Source organism: Bradyrhizobium sp. (assembly GCF_035935975.1).
GTDB lineage: Bacteria > Pseudomonadota > Alphaproteobacteria > Rhizobiales > Xanthobacteraceae > Bradyrhizobium.
In genome coordinates this window covers 22,999-41,870 of the sequence record NZ_DASYWN010000016.1, presented here as the reverse complement: position 1 = coordinate 41,870, position 18,872 = coordinate 22,999, and the positions used below count along the sequence as shown (strand labels likewise).

20 protein-coding genes are annotated in these 18,872 nt (G+C 64.4%); 13 read left to right on the top strand and 7 right to left on the bottom strand.

Translation table 11 applies throughout. The annotated features are described in order from the left end of the window. Nucleotides 1-2 precede the first annotated feature (2 nt). The 3 genes from VGR99_RS09115 to VGR99_RS09105 all read left to right on the top strand — a co-directional run bounded on the left by VGR99_RS09115 (nucleotide 3) and on the right by VGR99_RS09105 (nucleotide 1,380). A complete protein-coding gene (locus VGR99_RS09115; protein WP_326898012.1) occupies nucleotides 3-470 on the top strand; it encodes a helix-turn-helix domain-containing protein in 468 nt (155 codons plus the stop codon). 80 nt (nucleotides 471-550) lie between these two features. Next, nucleotides 551-934, top strand: a complete 384-nt coding sequence (locus VGR99_RS09110) for a nuclear transport factor 2 family protein (protein WP_326898011.1) — start codon at nucleotides 551-553, stop codon at nucleotides 932-934. A gap of 2 nt (nucleotides 935-936) precedes the next feature. After that, on the top strand, nucleotides 937-1,380 hold the full coding sequence (locus VGR99_RS09105) for a hypothetical protein (RefSeq protein WP_326898010.1): 444 nt from the start codon (nucleotides 937-939) through the stop codon (nucleotides 1,378-1,380). 2 nt (nucleotides 1,381-1,382) lie between these two features. Here the strand turns inward: VGR99_RS09105 and VGR99_RS09100 are convergent, their stop codons facing one another. Further along, entirely contained in the window at nucleotides 1,383-3,614 is a 2,232-nt protein-coding gene (locus VGR99_RS09100) for an ATP-binding protein (RefSeq protein WP_326898009.1), read from the bottom strand. Between the two features lie 243 nt (nucleotides 3,615-3,857). Between VGR99_RS09100 and VGR99_RS09095 the strand changes: the two genes are divergently transcribed. Continuing rightward, nucleotides 3,858-4,628, top strand: coding sequence for a DUF2189 domain-containing protein (locus tag VGR99_RS09095; protein WP_326898008.1), 771 nt, complete (start codon nucleotides 3,858-3,860; stop codon nucleotides 4,626-4,628). Nucleotides 4,629-4,666: 38 nt separating this feature from the next. Here the strand turns inward: VGR99_RS09095 and VGR99_RS09090 are convergent, their stop codons facing one another. Genes VGR99_RS09090 through VGR99_RS09080 form a run of 3 tightly spaced genes read right to left on the bottom strand, consistent with a single transcriptional unit; the run spans nucleotide 4,667 to nucleotide 5,953 of the window. Next, on the bottom strand, nucleotides 4,667-5,179 hold the full coding sequence (locus VGR99_RS09090) for an SRPBCC family protein (RefSeq protein ID WP_326898007.1): 513 nt from the start codon (nucleotides 5,177-5,179) through the stop codon (nucleotides 4,667-4,669). Beyond that, nucleotides 5,176-5,646, bottom strand: coding sequence for an SRPBCC family protein (locus VGR99_RS09085; RefSeq protein ID WP_326898006.1), 471 nt, complete (start codon nucleotides 5,644-5,646; stop codon nucleotides 5,176-5,178). Before VGR99_RS09085 ends, VGR99_RS09090 begins: the two co-directional genes overlap by 4 nt. Further along, on the bottom strand, nucleotides 5,639-5,953 hold the full coding sequence (locus tag VGR99_RS09080) for a metalloregulator ArsR/SmtB family transcription factor (protein WP_326898005.1): 315 nt from the start codon (nucleotides 5,951-5,953) through the stop codon (nucleotides 5,639-5,641). Before VGR99_RS09080 ends, VGR99_RS09085 begins: the two co-directional genes overlap by 8 nt. Before the next feature lie 117 nt (nucleotides 5,954-6,070). On the opposite strand from VGR99_RS09080, the gene VGR99_RS09075 reads away from it, so the two are divergent. The 4 genes from VGR99_RS09075 (at nucleotide 6,071) to VGR99_RS09060 (ending at nucleotide 9,970) form a co-directional block, all read left to right on the top strand. Further along, entirely contained in the window at nucleotides 6,071-7,516 is a 1,446-nt protein-coding gene (locus tag VGR99_RS09075) for a hypothetical protein (RefSeq protein WP_326898004.1), read from the top strand. 29 nt (nucleotides 7,517-7,545) lie between these two features. Then, complete coding sequence (locus VGR99_RS09070; RefSeq protein ID WP_326898003.1) at nucleotides 7,546-8,061, top strand: hypothetical protein; 516 nt, start codon at nucleotides 7,546-7,548, stop codon at nucleotides 8,059-8,061. Between the two features lie 235 nt (nucleotides 8,062-8,296). Continuing rightward, nucleotides 8,297-8,914 (top strand): LysE family translocator, encoded by a 618-nt coding sequence (locus VGR99_RS09065; RefSeq protein ID WP_326898056.1) that lies wholly within the window; start codon nucleotides 8,297-8,299, stop codon nucleotides 8,912-8,914. 72 nt (nucleotides 8,915-8,986) lie between these two features. After that, nucleotides 8,987-9,970 (top strand): DUF3592 domain-containing protein, encoded by a 984-nt coding sequence (locus tag VGR99_RS09060; protein WP_326898002.1) that lies wholly within the window; start codon nucleotides 8,987-8,989, stop codon nucleotides 9,968-9,970. 4 nt (nucleotides 9,971-9,974) lie between these two features. On the opposite strand, the gene VGR99_RS09055 is transcribed toward VGR99_RS09060, so the two are convergent. Further along, nucleotides 9,975-10,778, bottom strand: coding sequence for an N-formylglutamate amidohydrolase (locus VGR99_RS09055; RefSeq protein ID WP_326898001.1), 804 nt, complete (start codon nucleotides 10,776-10,778; stop codon nucleotides 9,975-9,977). A 93-nt stretch (nucleotides 10,779-10,871) separates the two neighbouring features. Here VGR99_RS09055 and VGR99_RS09050 point away from each other — a divergent pair, with 93 nt between their 5' ends. After that, nucleotides 10,872-11,783: a transglutaminase family protein gene (locus VGR99_RS09050; RefSeq protein ID WP_326898000.1), complete on the top strand. Its 912-nt coding sequence runs from the start codon at nucleotides 10,872-10,874 to the stop codon at nucleotides 11,781-11,783. Between the two features lie 45 nt (nucleotides 11,784-11,828). Then, nucleotides 11,829-12,227, top strand: coding sequence for a gamma-glutamylcyclotransferase family protein (locus tag VGR99_RS09045; RefSeq protein WP_326897999.1), 399 nt, complete (start codon nucleotides 11,829-11,831; stop codon nucleotides 12,225-12,227). Nucleotides 12,228-12,323: 96 nt separating this feature from the next. Here the strand turns inward: VGR99_RS09045 and VGR99_RS09040 are convergent, their stop codons facing one another. Beyond that, nucleotides 12,324-12,887: a chlorite dismutase family protein gene (locus VGR99_RS09040; RefSeq protein WP_326897998.1), complete on the bottom strand. Its 564-nt coding sequence runs from the start codon at nucleotides 12,885-12,887 to the stop codon at nucleotides 12,324-12,326. Nucleotides 12,888-13,194: 307 nt separating this feature from the next. Between VGR99_RS09040 and dnaG the strand changes: the two genes are divergently transcribed. The 3 genes from dnaG to VGR99_RS09025 all read left to right on the top strand — a co-directional run bounded on the left by dnaG (nucleotide 13,195) and on the right by VGR99_RS09025 (nucleotide 18,301). Further along, nucleotides 13,195-15,207 carry a DNA primase gene (gene dnaG, locus VGR99_RS09035; RefSeq protein ID WP_326898055.1) on the top strand — a complete coding sequence of 671 codons (2,013 nt, stop codon included), beginning with the start codon at nucleotides 13,195-13,197 and terminating at the stop codon, nucleotides 15,205-15,207. Nucleotides 15,208-15,582: 375 nt separating this feature from the next. Further along, the gene (rpoD, locus tag VGR99_RS09030; protein WP_326897997.1) at nucleotides 15,583-17,739 is read left to right on the top strand and encodes an RNA polymerase sigma factor RpoD; all 2,157 of its coding nucleotides are present in this window, start codon (nucleotides 15,583-15,585) and stop codon (nucleotides 17,737-17,739) included. 181 nt (nucleotides 17,740-17,920) lie between these two features. Further along, nucleotides 17,921-18,301: a thiol-disulfide oxidoreductase DCC family protein gene (locus tag VGR99_RS09025; protein ID WP_326897996.1), complete on the top strand. Its 381-nt coding sequence runs from the start codon at nucleotides 17,921-17,923 to the stop codon at nucleotides 18,299-18,301. An 18-nt stretch (nucleotides 18,302-18,319) separates the two neighbouring features. Here VGR99_RS09025 and VGR99_RS09020 read toward each other — a convergent pair whose 3' ends face one another. Next, nucleotides 18,320-18,556, bottom strand: coding sequence for a hypothetical protein (locus VGR99_RS09020; protein ID WP_271532201.1), 237 nt, complete (start codon nucleotides 18,554-18,556; stop codon nucleotides 18,320-18,322). Nucleotides 18,557-18,872: the final 316 nt, after the last annotated feature.

Genomic DNA, 18,872 nt, shown 5'->3' with positions numbered 1-18,872 from the left:
CAATGCCAAAGACCTCTCAAGCCGCGGGGCTTCACCGCGCCTCGCTCGACAAGCTGCATGATCTCGATGCCGCGCTGGAGCTGATGTATTACGGCTGGCGTGGCATGACACTGGAGGCCGATGAATATCTCGCACAGCAGGGCCTGTCGCGCCCGCACCATCGTATCCTCTACGTGGTCGCGCGCCGGCCGGATATCGCGATCGGCGCGCTGATCGAGACCCTCGGCATTTCCAAGCAGGCGCTCAATAGGCCGCTCAATCTGCTGATTGAGCGCAAGCTGGTCTCGTCGAAACGGTCACCCGAGCAGCATCGTTCTAAACTGCTGCGCCTGACGGCTGCGGGGCAGCGCATCGAGCAGAAGGCGTCGGACCACGAGCGCAAGGTCATGCGCGAGGCATTCGGCCGCGTCGGAACATCGGGCGCGGCGGCCTGGATGGCGGTCATGGAGGCGATCGCCGACAGCAACTGACGAAATTCTCAAGTCAACATAGTTGACATGAAAGGCCGGCTTTGCCACCTTCCCGGCAACGAGCCAGGGAGGGCCGCGTCATGGGCGCACAGAACTTGGGCGCACAGAAGATGGATCGTGCCGCCGCCGAACGCTTTGTCGCGGCGTGGTGCGCGAACTGGTGCAAGGTCGACATCGATGCGGTCGTCGCGCATTTTGCCGCGGATGCGCAGATGCGCAGTCCATTGGCGTTGTCGCTCACCGGTTCGCCTGTCGTCACCGGCGCCGAGAACATCCGCGCCTATTGGCGGGAAGCCTATGGCCACATCGAAAGCGCAGATCTGAAGATCCTGAGCTGGAGCTGGGACGAGGTGATCGCACGACTGACGGTGTGGTGGCAGCTCGGCGACACCCGCGCCAGCGAGTTCATGGATTTCGACGATGCGGGCCGCGTGGTGCGCAGCGAAGCCTTTTACGGAAAATGACCATGCGTCTTTCGGATATCGTTCTGCTGCTCAATTCGCTCTGGTTCGTCGGCGCCTTCATCCAGTTCAGCATCGCCCAGCGCAACACGCTGAAGATATTGCTGCCGCGGGAAGAGCGCAGCAATCCGATCGCGCCGACGCTCGCGGCCAGCGTCGCGTTCCTGGGCGGGATGAACCTGCCGATCGGGCTGTTGTCGCTCTATCTCCTGGCCGCGCGTCCGCTGTTTTTCCAGCCGGTCGAAGCGCAGCTTGCGCTGTACCTGTTCTTCTCCGCCTGCCATTTCAGCCAGTTCGTCTACAATGTTCCCATCCTGATGCGCGGCGGACGCGTCGGCGTCGCCTATTGGCCGGTGTTGAAGGGCCCGATGCTCCGGATCTTCGTCATCGACGCCGCGCTGTTCGCGGCCAATCTCGGCATCGCGCTCCGGCTCGCGCTCGCGTCCTGACGTCAGGCCGGCGGTGCCGACAATGCGGACCGCAACACCGCGGCAAGATCCTTCCGCTTGAACGGTTTTGTCAGGACACGCGCATCGCCGACGCCGTCGGGCGTCTTGACGGGAGTTTGGCTGTAGCCGGAGGTGAAGAGCACTTTCAGCCCGGGTCGCAGCTCAATTGCCTGCCTTGCAAGCTCCGGCCCGAACATGCCGCCGGGCATCACCACGTCGGTGAACAGCAGGTCGATATGCCCGGGCTGACGCAGCAATTCCAGCGCCGCAGGGCCGTTCGACCGCGTGATGACGTTGTAGCCGAGCGCCTTCAGCTCGCTTTCGACATAGGCCCGCACCATGTCGTCGTCCTCGACGACGAGAATGGTCTCGCTGCCGTCGGTGGCCGTGTTCCGCTCCGCAAGTAGCGGCTCTTCGGCCGGCGGCTCGACAAGGCGGGGAAAGAACAGCTTCACAACGCTGCCGCGGCCCGGCTCGGACTGCATCTGCACCAGGCCGCCGGACTGCCGCACGAAGCCGTAGACCATGCTGAGGCCGAGTCCGGTCCCCTTGCCGACCTCCTTCGTGGTGAAGAACGGCTCGAAGGCGCGGCTCGCGACCTCGGCGGTCATGCCGGTGCCGGTGTCGGTCACGGCCACCATGACGTAGTCACCGGGCCGCGGTTCGCCGTTGACGTCCAGGTCGGATTCACCGAGCGAGATGTTGCGCGCTTCGACCGTCAGCTTGCCGCCCTCGGGCAGGGCGTCGCGCGCGTTGAGCACGAGATTGAGCAGCGCCGTTGCGAGCTGGCCGGGATCGACGCTGGTCATCCACAAATCGGCATCGAGCGCGAAGCTGCATTCGATATGCTCGCCCAGCGATCTGCGCAGCAACGGCTCCAATTCTAGCAGCTTGCCGGCGACGTCGATGTCGCGCGGCCGCAGCGGTTGCTTGCGCGCGAAGGCGAGCAGGCTCCGCGTCAGGTCGGAGCCGCGCTCGGCAGCGGTCGCGATATCGCCGGCAATCCGGTGCAATTCCTTGTTGCCCGCCAGCCTGTCGGCCAGGTGCTCCGAATTGCCTAGAATGACGGTCAGCAGATTGTTGAAGTCGTGCGCCACGCCGCCGGTGAGCTGGCCCATCGCCTCCATCTTCTGGGATTGGCTGAGCTTCTGGTTGAGGTCTGCGATGGCCGCGCGTTGCTGCTGGAGGGATTCGGCGGTGTCGTTGAGCAGCGTCATCAACCCGCCGAGCTCGCCGCGCGGATGCGGCGGCGGAATGCGCGCGCTGAGGTCGCCGAGCCCGAGTCTCTTCGCCATCGCGGCGAGCCGGCCGACCTGGCGACCAACGCCTACGGTCGCCAGGATCCAGACGCCGGCGAGCAGCAGCAGCGAGGCCACCGCGAGGATCGCCACGTCCTCGTAGAGCCGGCGGTTCGCCGCCGCGACCAGCCCGTCCTTGGACCGTCCGACCAGGATGTAGAGGCCGGCCTTGCGGATCGAGGGCGAGCGGGCAACGGCCCAGACCTGCGTACGGCCCTCGCGGTCGGTGACCTCCTGAAACGACTCGCGATCAGGCGTTGCCGCGAAGCGGAACAGATCGGAGCCCGCGATCGACGCGCCGACGGGCTCGCTCCAGGTGCCGCCCTTGGGCGCGACCAGCACCGTCCCCTTGCCGTCGAGAAGCAGGATGTCCTTCTCGGCGAGCAGCCGCTTGTCGTGGAATTCCGCGAATTTGTTCAGGTTGAACGAGGCGAGCAGCACGAACTTCAGCGCGCCCGCATCCGATCGCACGGGATAGGCGATCTGGAGCACCGACAGTCCGGTCAGGCGGCCGAACACCGGCTCCACCGCGACGACGCCCTGCAGACCCTTGACCTGCTTGAAATAGCCGCGGTCATTCAGATCGAGCGTGCGGTTGGTCCGCAGCGAATCGCAAAACAGGCTGCCGTCGGGATCGATGGTCAGGATGCCCGTGAACTGCGGGTATTCCTCGCGCACATCCGACAGGAACGCCGAGCATGCCGCCTTGTCGCGCGTGTCGAGGTCGCGGGCACGGGCGAGGCCATAGTGAAGCTGGGCGGTGCCCTGGATCTTCTCGTCGAGATCGCTCGCGATGTCGTCGGCGGACGCCGCCAGATTGGCCAGGGCCGCGTTGATCTCGCTGGTCCGGTTCTGCATGAAGCGCAAGCCGACGAGGCCCGCCGGCACCAGCATGGCCGCGATGACGAGGATCAGTAGCCGGGTACGCAAGCTCATCTGTCGGGCGGGTCCGCTCTTCGCGCGTATCTGTTCGGAGGTATAATTTGCGGCACGATGATCAGCCCAGTCCATAGGCATCGCCTGGAAAATCGCACCGAAGGCTAAAGATTTCGCAACGCGTGCGTTGCGATGCCGCCACAATCGTCCCGTCGTCCACCATCAAGTTGCGCATGCGCGCAGCGGCGTTAATATCGTGGTCTGAGCGCGACGACAGATCGTGCCGATGTGCGGAGGGAGCTGATGTCCATCTCGGGCAAGGTCGATCCGGTGGTGCGTCCCGTGGCGGCGACCGACATCGCCGAGGCGCTGGTCGAGGGCCTGCGCGATTTCCAGGCGCTGCCGCTCTACGGGCTCTGCTTCGGCGGACTCTACGCCGCCGGCGGCATCACCATCGTGCTCTGCCTCACCGCCTTCGGCATGGTCTATCTCGTCTATCCCCTCGCGGCTGGCTTCGCGCTGATCGGCCCGTTTGTCGCGATCGGCCTCTACGAGGTTAGCCGCCGCCGCGAGCGCGGCGAGCCGGTCTCGTTCGGTGCGATCTGGTCAACGATCCGCTCGCGCAGCGAGATCGGCTGGATGGCCTTCGTCACGCTGTTCGTGTTCGTGATCTGGATGTACCAGGTGCGGCTCTTGATCGCGCTGCTGCTCGGCCTGCATGCCTCGTTCTCGAGCCTGCAGGAATTCATGACAGTGGTGCTGACGACCAATGAGGGCCTGCTGTTCCTCGCGATCGGCAACGCGGTCGGCGCGGTGCTGTCGCTGATCCTGTTTTCGCTGACCGTGGTGTCGTTTCCGCTGCTGCTCGACCGCGAGGTCGATTTCGTCACCGCGATGGTGACGAGCGTGCGCGCGGTGGTGACCAGCCCGCTGCCGATGATCGGCTGGGCCGCGGTGATCGTGATGCTGCTGATCGCGTCGGCGCTGCCGTATTTTCTCGGGCTGGTCGTGACACTGCCGGTGCTCGGGCACGCGACGTGGCATCTTTACCGGCGGCTGGTGGTGCCGGTGTAGCCCGTCATTCCGGGGAGCCCGGAATGACACGTCAGGCCTTACGGCGTCTTGATCCCCATCGCCTTCAACGCGTCCAGCATCCGCTGCGGCGGGCCCATTTTCACGACCAGCGGCTTGCCGGTCTCGAGCACGCTCTTCAGGCTGGAGAGGATCGCGGGCCAGCCCTGCCGTCCGCCGGCGAGGATGTCGTCGCTCAGCGGCCGGTCATGGCCTTCGCTCATGGTGAGACGAACCGCATCGCCGACCTGCTCGATCTCGTAGGTCACGAGCGTCGGGCCCAGCTTTTCGATCAGTTCCGGCCAGTTCACGTTGAAGGTGACGGAGAGTTTTCGCGGCGGGTCGTAAGCGAGGACCTCGCCGCTGATGTGCAGCGCGCCATCGGGCGTGCGCACGATGAAGGCACCGCCAAGGCGTGGCTCGACCTCCACGGTGTTGCCGAAGAAATACTGTTTGCTGAACTCCGCCGAGGTCAGCGCCTCCCACACCTTCTCCGGCGTCGCGGCGATGTAGATGGTGTAGACCGTCAGCGGCTTGAATTGATCGAGGTTCATTTTGCGTCGAATCCCTTGTTCAGGGCTGCGCGCGGGATGCCGAGCAGCTTGCCGGTCTCCAGCAGGCTCTTGAGCTGGGACAGGATCGCCGGCCAGCCATTGGAGACGGCGCCGAGATATTTGCCGCCCTCGACGAAGCCGTCATGCAGCACGGTCAAACGCACGAGAGAGCCGAATGGTTCGATGGTGAAGACGACGCGCGAGATCGGCTCGCCGCGCAGTTCCTCGAATTTCTGGTGCTTGAAGCTGTAGGACAGCCGGCGCGGCGGATCGGCTTCGAGGATCTCACCGGAGTCGGTGACCTCGCCGTCGAGCGTGAGCGCGAAGGGCGAGCCGATCTTCCAGTCCGATCTGACCTCGGCCCCGAACCAGTATTGCCTGGTGAATTCGCTCGATGTCAGTGCGTCCCACAATTTCTCCGGCGTGGTCTCGATGTAGGTGACGTAGACGAATTGCGGCTTACTCATCGCGCTTCTCCAACTGGCGTTTCAACTCGCTGAGTGCGACGAGCTTGTCGCGCTCGAACTTCCTGATCCAGCGTTCGCCGATCTGATGGATCGGCACCGGGTTGAGGTAATGCAGCTTCTCGCGGCCATGCCTGATGGTCGTGACCAGATTGGCCTCTTCGAGAATGACAAGGTGTTTCGTGACGGCCTGCCGCGTCATTGCAAGGCCCTCGCAAAGCTCGTTCAGCGTCTGGCCGTTTTGGGTGTGAAGCCTGTCCAAGAGCGAGCGTCGTGACGCGTCGGCGAGCGCTTTGAAGACTTCATCCATGGCGATGATATTTGGCAACCAAATGGTTGCATGTCAAGATGGTGTCTTTGGCCCGGCCGAATGACCATGTTAGCCTTTCATCTCAGCCAACGCAGATTGGTTCCGGGGAGGACATTGATGTTCCGTTGCATCCTGACTGCTGCAAGCCTTGTCCTTTTCGCCTGCAGCTCTCTCGTCCACGCCCAGAAGCAGACGATCGGCGCACCGCCGGAAGCGTCCAATATGAAGCTGGTCGGCACCAACGATTTGCAGGCGCGCAGCGCCTATCAGCCGACCATCCATCACCAGGGCGACCGCTGGATCGCCTATATCGGCCATCATGGCGGCACCGACGACGTGCCCAATCCGGTCAATCCGATGACGGGGCAGGCGGAGCCGAACGGAACCTCGATCGTCGACGTCACCGATCCCGCGCGTCCCAAATATCTGCGGCACCTGCCCGGGCAGGAAGGCACGTATGAAGGCGGCGGCGCGCAGATGGTGCGGGTCTGCGAGGGCAAGTCGTTGCCGAAGGGCGATCCGAATGCGGTCTACATGCTGCGCACCTTCGGCAGCGAGGCGCATGAAATCTGGAACGTCGCCGATCCCGCCAATCCCGCGCTGATCACCCGCATTGCCGGCCTGAAGGACACGCACAAGAGCTGGTGGGAATGCGACACCGGCATCGCCTTTCTCGTCTCGGGCGCGCCGGACTGGCGCACGCGGCGGATGACGCAGGTCTATGATCTCTCCGACCCTGCGCATCCGCAAAAGATCCGCGACTTCGGCCTGCCGGGCCAGGAGCCGGGTTCGACCGGCGCGGTGCCGACCGAATTGCATGGGCCGATTTCGACCGGGCCGAGCGGCAACCGTGTCTATTTCGGCTACGGTACCAACAAGGGCGGCATTCTGCAGATCGTCGATCGCGAGAAGCTGCTGAACGGGGCGAAGGAGCCGACGCCGGACAATCTGCGTTATCCCGAGATTGCGCGGATGCCGATGTCCGCCTTCAACGGTGCGCACACGACGTTCCCGATGCTCGACATGCCGGTCGCCGAGTTTGCCGAGGACAAGGACGGCAAGACGCGCGACATCGTGATGATCGTGGACGAGGCGATCCTGAACGAGTGCGGCGAGGCCCGGCAGATGGTGTGGTTCGCCGATGTCACCACCGAGACGCGGCCGATGATGATCTCGAGCTACACCGTGCCGGAGGCGAGCGGGCAGTTCTGCCAGCGCGGCGGACGCTTCGGCTCGCATTCCTCGAACGAGAGCATGGCGCCGGTCTACTACAAGAAGATGGCCTTCATCGCCTTCTTCAATGCCGGCGTGCGCGCGCTCGACATCCGCGATCCCTATCATCCGAAGGAGGTCGGCTACTTCATCCCGGCGATCACGAGTGCGACCGACAAGCGCTGTATCCCGATCGAAGGCGGCGCGCGCTGCAAGGTCGCGATCCAGACCAACAATGTCGAAACGGACGACCGCGGCTACATCTACATCGTCGATCGCGCCAATACCGGCCTGCATATTCTCGAATTGACCGGAGCCGCGCGCGCGGCCGCCGGCCTGCCGAGGAACTGACGATGCGGCGCGGGGCGACGATAGCGGCCGTGGCGATCGCACTCGGCGTCTCCGGCGTCGGGGCCTATCAGCTTGCGCCGTCGCCGGCCGAAGAGGCTGCGCGCTGGCGCGAGATCGCCTGGCCGTTCCCGCGCGATGGCTGGCCGGCGGGGCGCGCGTTCCGCTGTGACGGCCCTTGTGTGGGCGCCGAGCTCTACGTGCGCGCCAAGCGCGGCTTCTGCAATTGCGACCGCGGCGTCGCCGATGACGACGAGGTGGATCGTGTTGCCGATATCGATCTGATCAGCCCGCGCTTTGCAGCCGTTGCGCTGGGCGAGGAGGTGGGGCTCGGTGAGATGCGCGGCCGCGCGCGGCGCTATGATCTCGATATGCCCGATGGTGTCCGTCACGCCGCGATCGGCGTCGCCGTGTCGCGGCGCTGCGATTTGTTCGTTGTTGCGGCGCAGGGGCGCGGCGATGCAAGCGCGATGCAGCGTGCGGCGCTCGCGTTTCTGGAGACGCAGGAGATGACGACATGGGTGATGGCCGAGTTGGATGGAAGGTGAGGGGGCGCGGGTGCTTCGCCCACCTCCGCTGTCATACCCCGCGAAGGCGGGGTATCCAGTACTCCGCGGCCTCTCCGTTATCCCACGAGCGCCTCGGCGTACTGGATCACCTGCTTTTCGCGGGTGATGACACCGGTGATTGAGGAGCCACCGTGCCACACACTCATCCGCCTTCCATCCCCGCCCGTCCCATGCATTAATATCCCAAACCGCTTTCAGCCGAGTCCCTCCCATGATGTCCATGCAAGCCTATCTCGCCTTCGTCGCCGCCTGCATTGCGCTGGCCTTGCTGCCGGGGCCGATCGTGACCCTCGTCATCGCCAATGGCCTGCGCCACGGCACGCGCGCGGCGCTGACCAACATTCTCGGCGTGCAGCTAGGGCTGCTGATCGTGATTGGCATCCTTGCGGTCGGCCTCACCTCGCTCATGGCGACGATGGGCTATTGGTTCGACTGGGTGCGCTTTGCAGGCGCGGCCTATCTGGTCTGGCTCGGCATCAAGCTGATCCGCGCTCCGGTTGAAGGCGTCGACACCGACGCGCCTCCGCCTCCCCCTCGCGGCGGCTTTCTCTTGCAGGGCTTTGTCGTGGCGTTGTCGAACCCGAAGCTGCTGGTGTTCTTCGGCGCGTTCATTCCGCAATTCATGGACATGAGCAAGGATCACCTGTCGCAGGTTCTGGTGCTCGGATTAACCTTCATGGTGCTTGCCGGCCTGACGGACGGAATCTACGCGCTGCTTGCCGGTCAGGTCCGCGGCTTTTTCTCGGCGCGCCGCACCCGCCTGGTGTCGCGCGTGTCCGGCGGCTTCATGATCGGCGGCGGCATCTGGCTGGCGCTCATCCGGGCGAAATGAGCCGATAGCCTGTTGAACCTTCGTCGCCGGCGGTGCGTCCAATCGGGCATTGCCGCTGACGAAGGATTTGCCGTGCCCGATTTGCCTCCGCTGGTCTGCGCGATGCTGCTTGCGCCGCTCGCGCTGATCCTGATTGCCGCAATCGTGAAGACCTGGCAGGCGCGCGAGGCGCGGAGTTGGCCGCAGGCGCCGGGCAAGGTGGTTACCTCGGTCGCGGAGGTGCGCGAGGTCAAGGTATCCGACGACGAGCGCGAAGACAGCTATCGCACCGAGAGCCGCAACTTCGCCAACGTCACCTACGAATATTCGGTCGGCGGCCGAAAGCTGCGTTGCAACCGCATCTCGATCGGCGAGGACCTCGGCAATTTCCAGGTCGCCGAGAAGCTGGCGAAATATCCGGCCGGCAGCATCATCACCGTCTACTACAATCCGCGCCATCCCGATCAGGCGGTGCTTGAGCGCGACCTTCCCAAGGGTTTGTGGGGCTGTCTCGGCATCGGCTCGGCGATCGTGATCGCCATCATCTTCGGCTCGGCCTTCGGCCTCAACCAGAGCTACCAATATCTCGCGCGTCACATCGGACGGCCCGACCTTGCGGGCCTCGTCGTCGGCTTCGGCGCGTTCGGTCTCGTCATCGCGCTGATGGCGTGGGCCGTGCAGCGGCAGGCGTCGATGGCGACGCGCTGGCCGGTGGTGCCCGGCAGGATCAAGCTGTCGGGCATCGAGGAATATCACGAGGCCAGTGAGCCGGGCGAGCGTCGCGGCATCGAGATGTTCGGCAAGCGCGTGACCTACACCTATCTCTATCAGAACATCAGCTACACCAATGAATGCGCGCGCGTCGCGGCGGAAACGCCGTCGGCATCTGACGAGATGCTGCGCAAGCTGATGTCGCGCTACCAGGACGGCGCAACCGTCGAGGTCCGCGTCAATCCCGACAATCCGGCCGAGGCAACGCTCGACGCGCGCGGCGACGGCCGCATCGCCTACGTGCTGTGGGGCATTGCGGCGATCTTTGCCGCGCTGGCACTGTTCGTGGCGACGCGGGGCGGCTGACCGCCTACACCAGCAGCTCCGCCTTCAACTCCACCTCGATCTCCGCAAAAATCCTTGCCAGCCGTTCGGCCCATTGCTGCTGGCCGGACTGGTCCGCGATCAGATCCTGGCGGATCTCGATGCCGGTGTTGACGAGGCCGCGGGCTTCGCCGTGCACGGGGATGGTGTAGTCGGTGAGGTCGCTCACCGCATAGGGCTCGTTGTCGCCGACGACGAGGTCGCTTTCAGCGCGCAGATGTTTCAGCAGCAGCCGTGGCAGCACCGTGTCGCGATTGTAGAGCGCGCCGATGTGCCAGGGTCGTGCGACGCCGGCATAAACAGGCGTAAAGCTGTGCAGCGACACCACCACCGTCGGCCGCGCCTCGTGCAGGCGGCGGCCAATCGCGGCATCGATGCGATGGTGATAGGGCTCGAAGATCTCGCGCCGCCTTGCTTCGCGTTCGCGCTCGGAGATGGCCTCGTTGCCGGGGATTGCGGTCGCTTCGGATATCACGGGGATCGAGCTCACCGCCGCCGGCGGGCGGTTGCAGTCGATCACGAGCCGCGAATAGCGCTGCGCGATCAGATGGGCGTCCAGCATCCTGGCGAGGCGCTCGGCGACGCCGGCGATGCCGATGTCCCAGGCGATGTGCCTGACAAGCTCGCTCTCGGGCAGGCCGAGATCGCCGAGCGCGCGCGGCAGCACCCGTCCGTAATGATCCGAGGTGAGCAGGAAGGGCGATGTGCCTGGCGCATTCACCTCATGCACTGGTGGAATGTCGCTCTCGCCAAGGAGTTGATCCGTCGCCTCCGCTGTGTCTAAAGCCATCCTGATTGCCTATGGAAAAAGCAGTCGCCCCCGGAAATTGGGCAGAGAATCGCTGTAAATTAGTTCGCCCAATATCACCATGATCCCCTGACGATGCCGCTCCTGACGATTCATCACAAGACCGAATATCGCTACAACCGTCCCGTGGCGTTCGGAGAGCACCGCATCATGCTGCGCCCGCGCGACGGGCACGATCTGCGCGTGCTCGCTTCCAGACTAAAAATCTCGCCGGAGCCGATGTCGCTGCGCTGGATCCACGACGTGTTCGGCAACTCGGTCGCGATCGCCAATTTCGACGAGCGCGCGGACCATCTGACCTTCGACTGGCACGTCACCGTCGAGCACAATCCGGTCGAGGAGTTCGCGCTGACCGCGGACGATGCGGCCTATTTCTATCCGTTCGTCTATGACGACGAGGAATTTCCCGACCTCGTGCAATACACCACGCCGCAATATGCCGATCCCGACGGCGAGCTGTCGGAATGGGCGCGCGGCTTCCTCGACGAGGATGCGCCGACGCCGACCTTCAAGATCCTGAGCGGCATGACGCACGCCATCCGCAAGCAGTTCAAGTACCGCAAGCGGCATGAGCCGGGCACCAAGCATCCGCTCGACACCTTGCAGTCGGGCACGGGGACTTGCCGGGATTATGCGCTGTTCATGATCGAGGCGCTGCGCCAGCTCGGCATCGCTGCGCGCTTCGTCTCCGGCTACATCTTCGTGCCCGAAGACATCGCGCAGCGCCATGTCGGCGGCGGCTCAACGCACGCCTGGGTGCAGGTCTATCTGCCGAGCGCAGGCTGGATCGAGTTCGATCCGACCAACGGCATCGTCGGCACCCGCGACCTCATCCGCGTCGCGGTCGCGCGCGATCCGCGCCAGGCGATCCCGCTGCACGGCGTCTATATCGGTTCCGAAGCAGCCTTCGATGAGATGGAAGTGAACATCAAGGTGGTCTCGGACGAGGAACGCAGCGGCGAGGAGCTGGAGGCGGAGGTTCTGTAGATCTGCCGCGATTTGCACGCCGCTGATTGACGGCTATACAGGGCCATGACCTCCGATCGTCTCTTCGTCTACGGCACCCTGATGCGCGGCTTCGACCATCCGATGGCGCGGCTGCTCGCGGGCCACGCGGATTTTCTCGGTGAAGCAACCTGCCGCGGCCGGCTCGTCCTGGTGAAGCATTATCCGGGATTGCTGCTGTCGGACGCGGCGTCCGACCTCGTGCACGGCGAACTCTTCCATCTGCGCGTGCCCGACGAGCTCTTGCGCGAGCTCGACATGTACGAGGCCTGCGGCGAGGGCTTTCCGGAGCCGACCGAATATCTGCGCCAGCTGATCGACGCGACGCTGCCGGATGGCTCGACGGAAAAGGCCTGGACCTATGTCTACAACTGGCCGGTCACCGATCTGCCGCGCATCGAGTCCGGACGTTTTCTCGAGCACTAGGCATGATCCGGAAAAGTGCTCAGCGGTTTTCCGAAAAGATCATGCTCAAACAACGACCTAAAGCGGGATGACGATTTATCCTAATTTCATCGCGCTCTAGGCCGACAGCACTTCCTTCACCACGCGCACGTCCACCTCGTGCTCGACATAGGTCCATTCCTCGGTCTGCCTGAGCATCGCGACCAGCTCCTCGAACAGCTCGGCATCTGTGGGCGCGAATTCGAACCAGGTCAGGAAATCGAAGGGGCCGCCGAGGTCGCGGGCGTGATAGAGCTGGCGCGCGATCGCAGGCAGGAAGCGCAAGCTGCTCGCGATGTGGTGCGACTTGTCTTCAAAAATCTTGCGGCGTTCCTCCTGGGTCAGGTCCCACCACGCCTGCGACTTGCGGATCGGGATCAGCGCGGCGCTCGTCGCCTCGGGCCGGCCGAGCCCCGCCTGCACCGCGACGAGCTGCTCCTTCTCGGCGCGCTCGGTGTAACGCAGGCTGCTGGGCACGCCGGCCAGCCGCCAGGAATTGCGCGAGGGCACCAGCGGCAATGAGACGGCCTCGCTGTCGGTCACCGACAGCGCGGGCATGAAGGGCAGGGGCTCACCCGTGACGGGCGAAATCGAGGTTACACGCCAGCCCCCGGTGTGGCCGCCTCGAAAGGTCCTGAACATGGCCCATGGAAGCGCGGAACCGGGCGGGGTTCAAGCTTTTCCCGTCATGCGGGGAGCTGCCTGTCCCGTCATCCTGAGGTACTCCCCATGCGGCGCCTGCGCCGCGTGGGGAGCCTCGAGGCTCGCCGAAGAGGCGAGCACCTCCAGCGACAATGGCTTCGCTGCGCGGGGGTGACGGGAAAACTCCCTGTGAATAGGTCGAATAACCCGGATAACCCGCCTAAACCTAGCCTTTAGCCGGGCCGCACCTATATCCCTGATCCTTCGCCCGACTCACCCCGGTTCGCGCTACACACAGCTCATGGCCATCCGCTTCACGCCCCAATTCCTCGACGAGCTGCGTGCCCGGCTTTCGGTCTCCGAGGTCGTGGGCAAGCGCGTCAAGCTGAAGAAGGCGGGGCGGGAGTGGAAGGGGCTGTCGCCGTTCCAGCAGGAGAAGACGCCATCCTTCTACGTCAACGACCAGAAAGGTTTTTACCACGACTTCTCCTCCGGCAAGCACGGCGACATCATCACCTTCGTGATGGAGACCGACGGCCTGCCGTTTGCCGAGGCTGTCGAGCGGCTCGCGGGCATGGCGGGCCTGCCTCTGCCGGCGGTGACGCCCAACGCGGCGCGCGAGGAGCAGCGGCGGCGCTCGCTGCATGACGTCATGGATCTCGCCGCAAAGTATTTTGCGGAGACCTTGGCCTCGCGCGTCGGTGCGAAAGCGCGCGGCTATCTCGCCGACCGCGCGATCTCGCCGGCGACGCAATTGCAGTTCCGCCTTGGCTATGCCTCGCCCGATCGTTTTGCGCTGAAGGAGCATCTCGGCAAGCTCGGCGTCTCCGTCGAGGACATGGTCGAGACCGGCCTTCTGGTTGGCGGCGACGACATCCCCGTGCCCTACGACCGCTTCCGCGATCGCGTGATGTTTCCGATCACGGATCTGCGCGGCCGCGTTATCGCCTTCGGCGGACGCGCATTGGAGAAGGACGTTCCGGCAAAGTACCTGAACTCGCCGGAGACGCCGCTCTTTCACAAGGGTGACAATCTCTACAATCACCAGACCGCGCGCAAAGCCACCTATGATGGCGGCGCGCTGATCGTGGTCGAAGGCTATGTCGACGTCATCGCCATGGTCACCGCGGGTTTTCCCGGCGCCGTCGCGCCGCTCGGCACCGCGCTCACCGAGAGCCAGCTCGCACTGCTCTGGAAGATGGCGGACGAGCCGATCCTCTGCTTCGACGGCGACCGCGCCGGACAGAAGGCGGCCTATCGTGCTGCGGATCTTGCGCTGCCGTTCCTCGCGCCGGGCAAAAGCCTGCGCATTGCGCTGCTGCCGGAAGGGCAGGACCCCGACGATCTCGTGCGCTCGGGCGGGCGCGGCGCGATCGAGGAGGTGGTCAATGCGGCCCGTCCGCTCGCCGACATGATCTGGTCGCGCGAGCTCGAAGGCGGCAATTTTGCCACCCCCGAGCGCCGCGCCGCGCTGGAGGCGCGCATCAAGGAGCTCTGCAACGGCATCCGCGACGAGGTGGTGCGGCGCTATTATCGCGACGATTTCGTCGAGCGGCTGCAGCGCACCTTCGCCCCCGACGGCGGCCGTGGCGGCTTTTCCGGCCGGGGCAATTTCCGCCCCGGTGGCGGCGGCCGGCCGTTCCAGCCGCGGGGCGGGGGGGCTGCGAATCGATTCGGTGGTCAGGGATTTGGCGGCGGCCGCCGCGGCCCGCCCGGTCCGACCCCGCTGCCCTCCGGCCCCTACCAGGCGGCGAGCCCCCAGCTCGCGGCCAGCCCGATCATGAAGGGCCAGCGCAGCGCCATCTCCCGCCGGGAGGCCCTGATCCTGCAAAGCCTGATGAACCACCCCTGGCTGCTGGATGATCACCTCGAAGAGGTAGCCGCCCTGGAGTTCGCCCACCCCGAGGCTCACAAGCTCAGGGCCGGCATCATCGCCGCTTTCGCCAACGACCATCACCACTCCTCAGACCCCGGCGAGCAGGCCGAAAAGATGCGAGCCGATATTGAGAAAGGTGGATTTTCTCAGCTTCTTCAAAGAGTTGAGGGCGGTATTACCACCGCGGCGGTGTGGGGCGCCCGCGAGGGCGCGGCGCGGGACGACGTTCTCTCAACCTGGCATCAGCTCGTCGCCTTGCATCGGCAATGGCATTCACTACTTAGGGAGTTGAAGGACGCCGAGCTGGCCTTGGGGGAGGACCCCAGCGAGGCCAATTTGGCATGGCTGCGTGACGTCAAGGCTCGGATGGGCGAAGTCGACGGCACCGAGGCCCTGATCGAGGGTTTTGGCGAGTTGTCGGGCCGGTTCCAGAAGAGCGTGTGATGAAAGAATCATGCGGACGGCCGGGGCCGGAACCGCTAAAAGACTCGCCAAATCCAAGGTTTGGCGGCAAAAACAGGGTTAATCGAGGCTTAACGGTCTTGTAGCACTTTGGCCCAGAGGCGGCCGCAGGCAGAACAGACGCGTCAGGAATGAATCCGCGCAATCGCTGTTGGCACTACACCTGCATCCGCTGCGACAAAGAGGCTCACGAAGCGTTAGGCAATTCCGGCGAGAGAAAGATGGGGGTGGCGAGAGAGATGTGCGCCGCCCTTTCCGTGTCGAGAGCTGCCGAAGCGAGAGCGTCGAGCAACAGGTTCAAGTGAATTCACGCGGGCGCGGCGATCGCCTCGCATGAAGCGCGTTTAGGAGCAATGGATGGCCACCAAGGCAAAGACGCTGCAGACGAAGGACAAGGAAAAAGACGACAAGGCAGCGGACGCCCCGGAGAAGGACTCCCAGGACGCGCCGTCTCCCTTGCTCGATCTGTCCGACGCGGCAGTGAAGAAGATGATCAAGCAGGCCAAGAAGCGCGGCTTCGTGACCTTCGATCAGCTCAACGAAGTCTTGCCGTCGGACCAGACCTCCCCCGAGCAGATCGAGGACATCATGTCCATGCTCTCGGACATGGGCATCAACGTCACCGAAGCCGACGATAGCGAAGGCGAGGAAGACAAGGACGAGGGCGGCGAGGACGAGACCGACAACGAGCTCGTCGAAGTCACGCAAAAGGCCGTCACCGAGGTCAAGAAGAGCGAGCCGGGCGAGCGCACCGACGATCCCGTGCGCATGTATCTGCGCGAGATGGGCACGGTCGAGCTGCTTTCGCGCGAGGGCGAAATCGCGATTGCCAAGCGCATCGAGGCCGGCCGCGAGGCCATGATCGCGGGCCTCTGCGAAAGCCCGCTGACCTTCCAGGCCATCATCATCTGGCGCGACGAGCTCAACGAAGGCAAGATCTTCCTTCGCGACATCATCGATCTCGAAGCGACCTATGCCGGCCCCGACGCCAAGGGCGGCATGAACACCGCGATGATCGCCGGCCCCAACGGTGAGAACGGCGAAGCTTCGGCCGAAGGCGGCCAGGCCGCCGCGACCGGTGCGCCCGCGCATGTCGCGCCGCCCGCAGCTCCGCCGGCGCCGACCCCGTTCCGCGCCGCGCAGCCCGCCCCCGGCGGCCAGGGCGGCGAGGAGAAGGATCCGGGCGAGGCCGCGGCCGAAGCCGACATGGACGAGGACGACGAGTTCGAGAACCAGATGTCGCTCGCGGCCATCGAGGCCGAGCTCAAGCCGAAGGTCGTCGAGATCTTCGACAAGATCGCCGAGAGCTACAAGAAGCTGCGCAAGCTTCAGGAGCAGGACATCCAGAACCAGCTCGAGAGCACCTCGCATGGTCCCTCGCTGTCGCCGCACCAGGAGCGCAAGTACCGCAAGCTCAAGGACGAGATCATCGTCGAGGTGAAGTCGCTGCGCCTCAACCAGGCGCGTATCGACTCACTCGTCGAACAGCTCTACGACATCAACAAGCGCCTCGTCTCGCATGAGGGCCGCCTGATGCGCCTTGCCGACAGCCACGGCGTCGCGCGCGAGGACTTCCTGCGCAACTACACCGGCTCCGAGCTCGATCCGCGCTGGCTCAACCGTGTCTCGAAACTGTCGGCCAAGGGCTGGAAGAACTTCGTCCATCACGAGAAGGACCGCATCAAGGACCTCCGTCACGAGGTGCATCAGCTTGCCGCGCTGACCGGTCTCGAGATCATCGAATTCCGCAAGATCGTGCACTCCGTGCAGAAGGGCGAGCGCGAAGCCCGTCAGGCCAAGAAGGAGATGGTGGAAGCCAACCTCCGTCTCGTGATCTCGATCGCGAAGAAGTACACCAACCGCGGCCTGCAGTTCCTCGACCTGATCCAGGAAGGCAATATCGGCCTGATGAAGGCGGTCGATAAGTTCGAGTACCGCCGCGGCTACAAGTTCTCGACCTACGCGACGTGGTGGATCCGGCAGGCGATCACCCGCTCGATCGCCGATCAGGCGCGCACCATCCGTATCCCGGTGCACATGATCGAGACGATCAACAAGATCGTCCGCACGTCCCGCCAGATGCTCAACGAGATCGGCCGCGAGCCGACCCCGGAAGAGCTCGCCGAGAAGCTCGGCATGCCGCTCGAGAAGGTCCGCAAGGTCCTCAAGATCGCCAAGGAGCCGCTCTCGCTCGAAACCCCCGTCGGTGACGAAGAGGATTCACATCTCGGCGATTTCATCGAGGACAAGAACGCGATCCTCCCGATCGACGCCGCGATCCAGTCCAACCTGCGCGAGACCACCACGCGCGTGCTGGCCTCGCTGACCCCGCGCGAAGAACGCGTCCTGCGCATGCGCTTCGGCATCGGCATGAATACCGACCACACGCTGGAAGAAGTCGGCCAGCAGTTCTCGGTGACGCGCGAACGTATTCGCCAGATCGAAGCGAAGGCGCTGCGGAAGCTGAAGCATCCGTCGAGGAGCCGGAAGCTGCGGAGCTTTCTGGATAACTAATTCGGATCGTCATGCCCGGGCTCGACCCGGGCATCCATCCAGACGAAAACGGCGGGCCGCAAAGCCCGCCGTTTTTCTTTGTACTAGCGCCGGGATTTCCTCGGGGCGATAGTCAGTCGCAAGATACTCGGTGCCGTTGTTTTGCGCCTTCTTTCCGCTTGGTTTCCAACCCCGTCAGGCGATGCCCGACCACCACCTCACCGTCTGGTACAACACCCGCTGCCCCGTCTGCGACGCCGGCATCGACTGGCAGCGCAACAAGCTGCTTGCACCGGTGCGGGCGGGCTCGGTCGAGTTCAAGGATATCAACGAGCAGCCGGATGCGCTGGCGCATTTCGGTGCATCACTTGACGACATCAGGCGGCGCCTGCATGCGACTGATGAGGCCGGCAGGCTCGTCGTCGGCGCGGATGTCGCGATTGCGCTGTGGCGGCTGACGCCAGGCGAGGGGTGGCTTGCTGCGCTGTTCGGCAATCGCGTGGCGCTGCCGTTCACGCGGTTCTTCTACGACCGGTTTGCCGACCTGCTGTTTGCCTGGAACAGATGGCGCGGACGCTGGTGAGCGCCTGCCGACGCCAATTTACTTCTTCTTCGCCCCGACGCGTTCGAGCCGCTTGATCTCGAGCGGCGGGCGGCCACTCTTTTCGGCGATCTCGCGGTCCTGCTCCATGATGAAGCCGCGCGCGGGCTCGTCGCCGTCGAGGCCACCGAGCAGCTCGGCGGGAACGCGGCGGTTGGAGCGCTGGGAATCGTCTTCATAGACGACATTGAAGAAGGCGAATTCGCCTTTGGGATTGGTTCCGGGTTTCTTGGCCATGGCGGCTTGTCGTCGATCAGGGCGCAGCAGTCAAATGACTTCGCGCGTTGCGCACGGCAATAGAAGCGAAACCGATCGGCGGCGTCTCGTCAAAGGGGAGTTTTCAGGATGGAGCGCCCGGCGCTTCAGGTCCGATAAGGACCCTCAATAAACGGCGGGCCGTAAAAGCCCGCCGTTTATTTTTGGCCTTCAGCGTCGCCCGGGGCTGGCAGGGCAACAACCTAAAATAGAATGCTAGTACCATCGCCATGTGATGGCAAGGCAAATCGTGAGGGCATCGATGTCGCAGCGTGCGCATCAGATATGCGTCGATCAC

What these genes read in the sequence shown, in the direction of transcription:
- VGR99_RS09105 (WP_326898010.1), top strand. Translation starts at nt 937, where the DNA reads ATGCGTCTTTCGGATATCGTTCTGCTGCTCAATTCGCTCTGGTTCGTC.
- VGR99_RS09085 (WP_326898006.1), bottom strand. Translation starts at nt 5,646, where the DNA reads ATGAGTAAGCCGCAATTCGTCTACGTCACCTACATCGAGACCACGCCG.
- VGR99_RS09075 (WP_326898004.1), top strand. Translation starts at nt 6,071, where the DNA reads ATGTTCCGTTGCATCCTGACTGCTGCAAGCCTTGTCCTTTTCGCCTGC.
- VGR99_RS09090 (WP_326898007.1), bottom strand. Translation starts at nt 5,179, where the DNA reads ATGAACCTCGATCAATTCAAGCCGCTGACGGTCTACACCATCTACATC.
- VGR99_RS09065 (WP_326898056.1), top strand. Translation starts at nt 8,297, where the DNA reads ATGTCCATGCAAGCCTATCTCGCCTTCGTCGCCGCCTGCATTGCGCTG.
- VGR99_RS09055 (WP_326898001.1), bottom strand. Translation starts at nt 10,778, where the DNA reads ATGGCTTTAGACACAGCGGAGGCGACGGATCAACTCCTTGGCGAGAGC.
- VGR99_RS09045 (WP_326897999.1), top strand. Translation starts at nt 11,829, where the DNA reads ATGACCTCCGATCGTCTCTTCGTCTACGGCACCCTGATGCGCGGCTTC.
- VGR99_RS09115 (WP_326898012.1), top strand. Translation starts at nt 3, where the DNA reads ATGCCAAAGACCTCTCAAGCCGCGGGGCTTCACCGCGCCTCGCTCGAC.
- VGR99_RS09100 (WP_326898009.1), bottom strand. Translation starts at nt 3,614, where the DNA reads ATGAGCTTGCGTACCCGGCTACTGATCCTCGTCATCGCGGCCATGCTG.
- VGR99_RS09110 (WP_326898011.1), top strand. Translation starts at nt 551, where the DNA reads ATGGGCGCACAGAACTTGGGCGCACAGAAGATGGATCGTGCCGCCGCC.
- VGR99_RS09040 (WP_326897998.1), bottom strand. Translation starts at nt 12,887, where the DNA reads ATGTTCAGGACCTTTCGAGGCGGCCACACCGGGGGCTGGCGTGTAACC.
- VGR99_RS09050 (WP_326898000.1), top strand. Translation starts at nt 10,872, where the DNA reads ATGCCGCTCCTGACGATTCATCACAAGACCGAATATCGCTACAACCGT.
- VGR99_RS09020 (WP_271532201.1), bottom strand. Translation starts at nt 18,556, where the DNA reads ATGGCCAAGAAACCCGGAACCAATCCCAAAGGCGAATTCGCCTTCTTC.
- VGR99_RS09025 (WP_326897996.1), top strand. Translation starts at nt 17,921, where the DNA reads ATGCCCGACCACCACCTCACCGTCTGGTACAACACCCGCTGCCCCGTC.
- VGR99_RS09080 (WP_326898005.1), bottom strand. Translation starts at nt 5,953, where the DNA reads ATGGATGAAGTCTTCAAAGCGCTCGCCGACGCGTCACGACGCTCGCTC.
- VGR99_RS09095 (WP_326898008.1), top strand. Translation starts at nt 3,858, where the DNA reads ATGTCCATCTCGGGCAAGGTCGATCCGGTGGTGCGTCCCGTGGCGGCG.
- rpoD (WP_326897997.1), top strand. Translation starts at nt 15,583, where the DNA reads ATGGCCACCAAGGCAAAGACGCTGCAGACGAAGGACAAGGAAAAAGAC.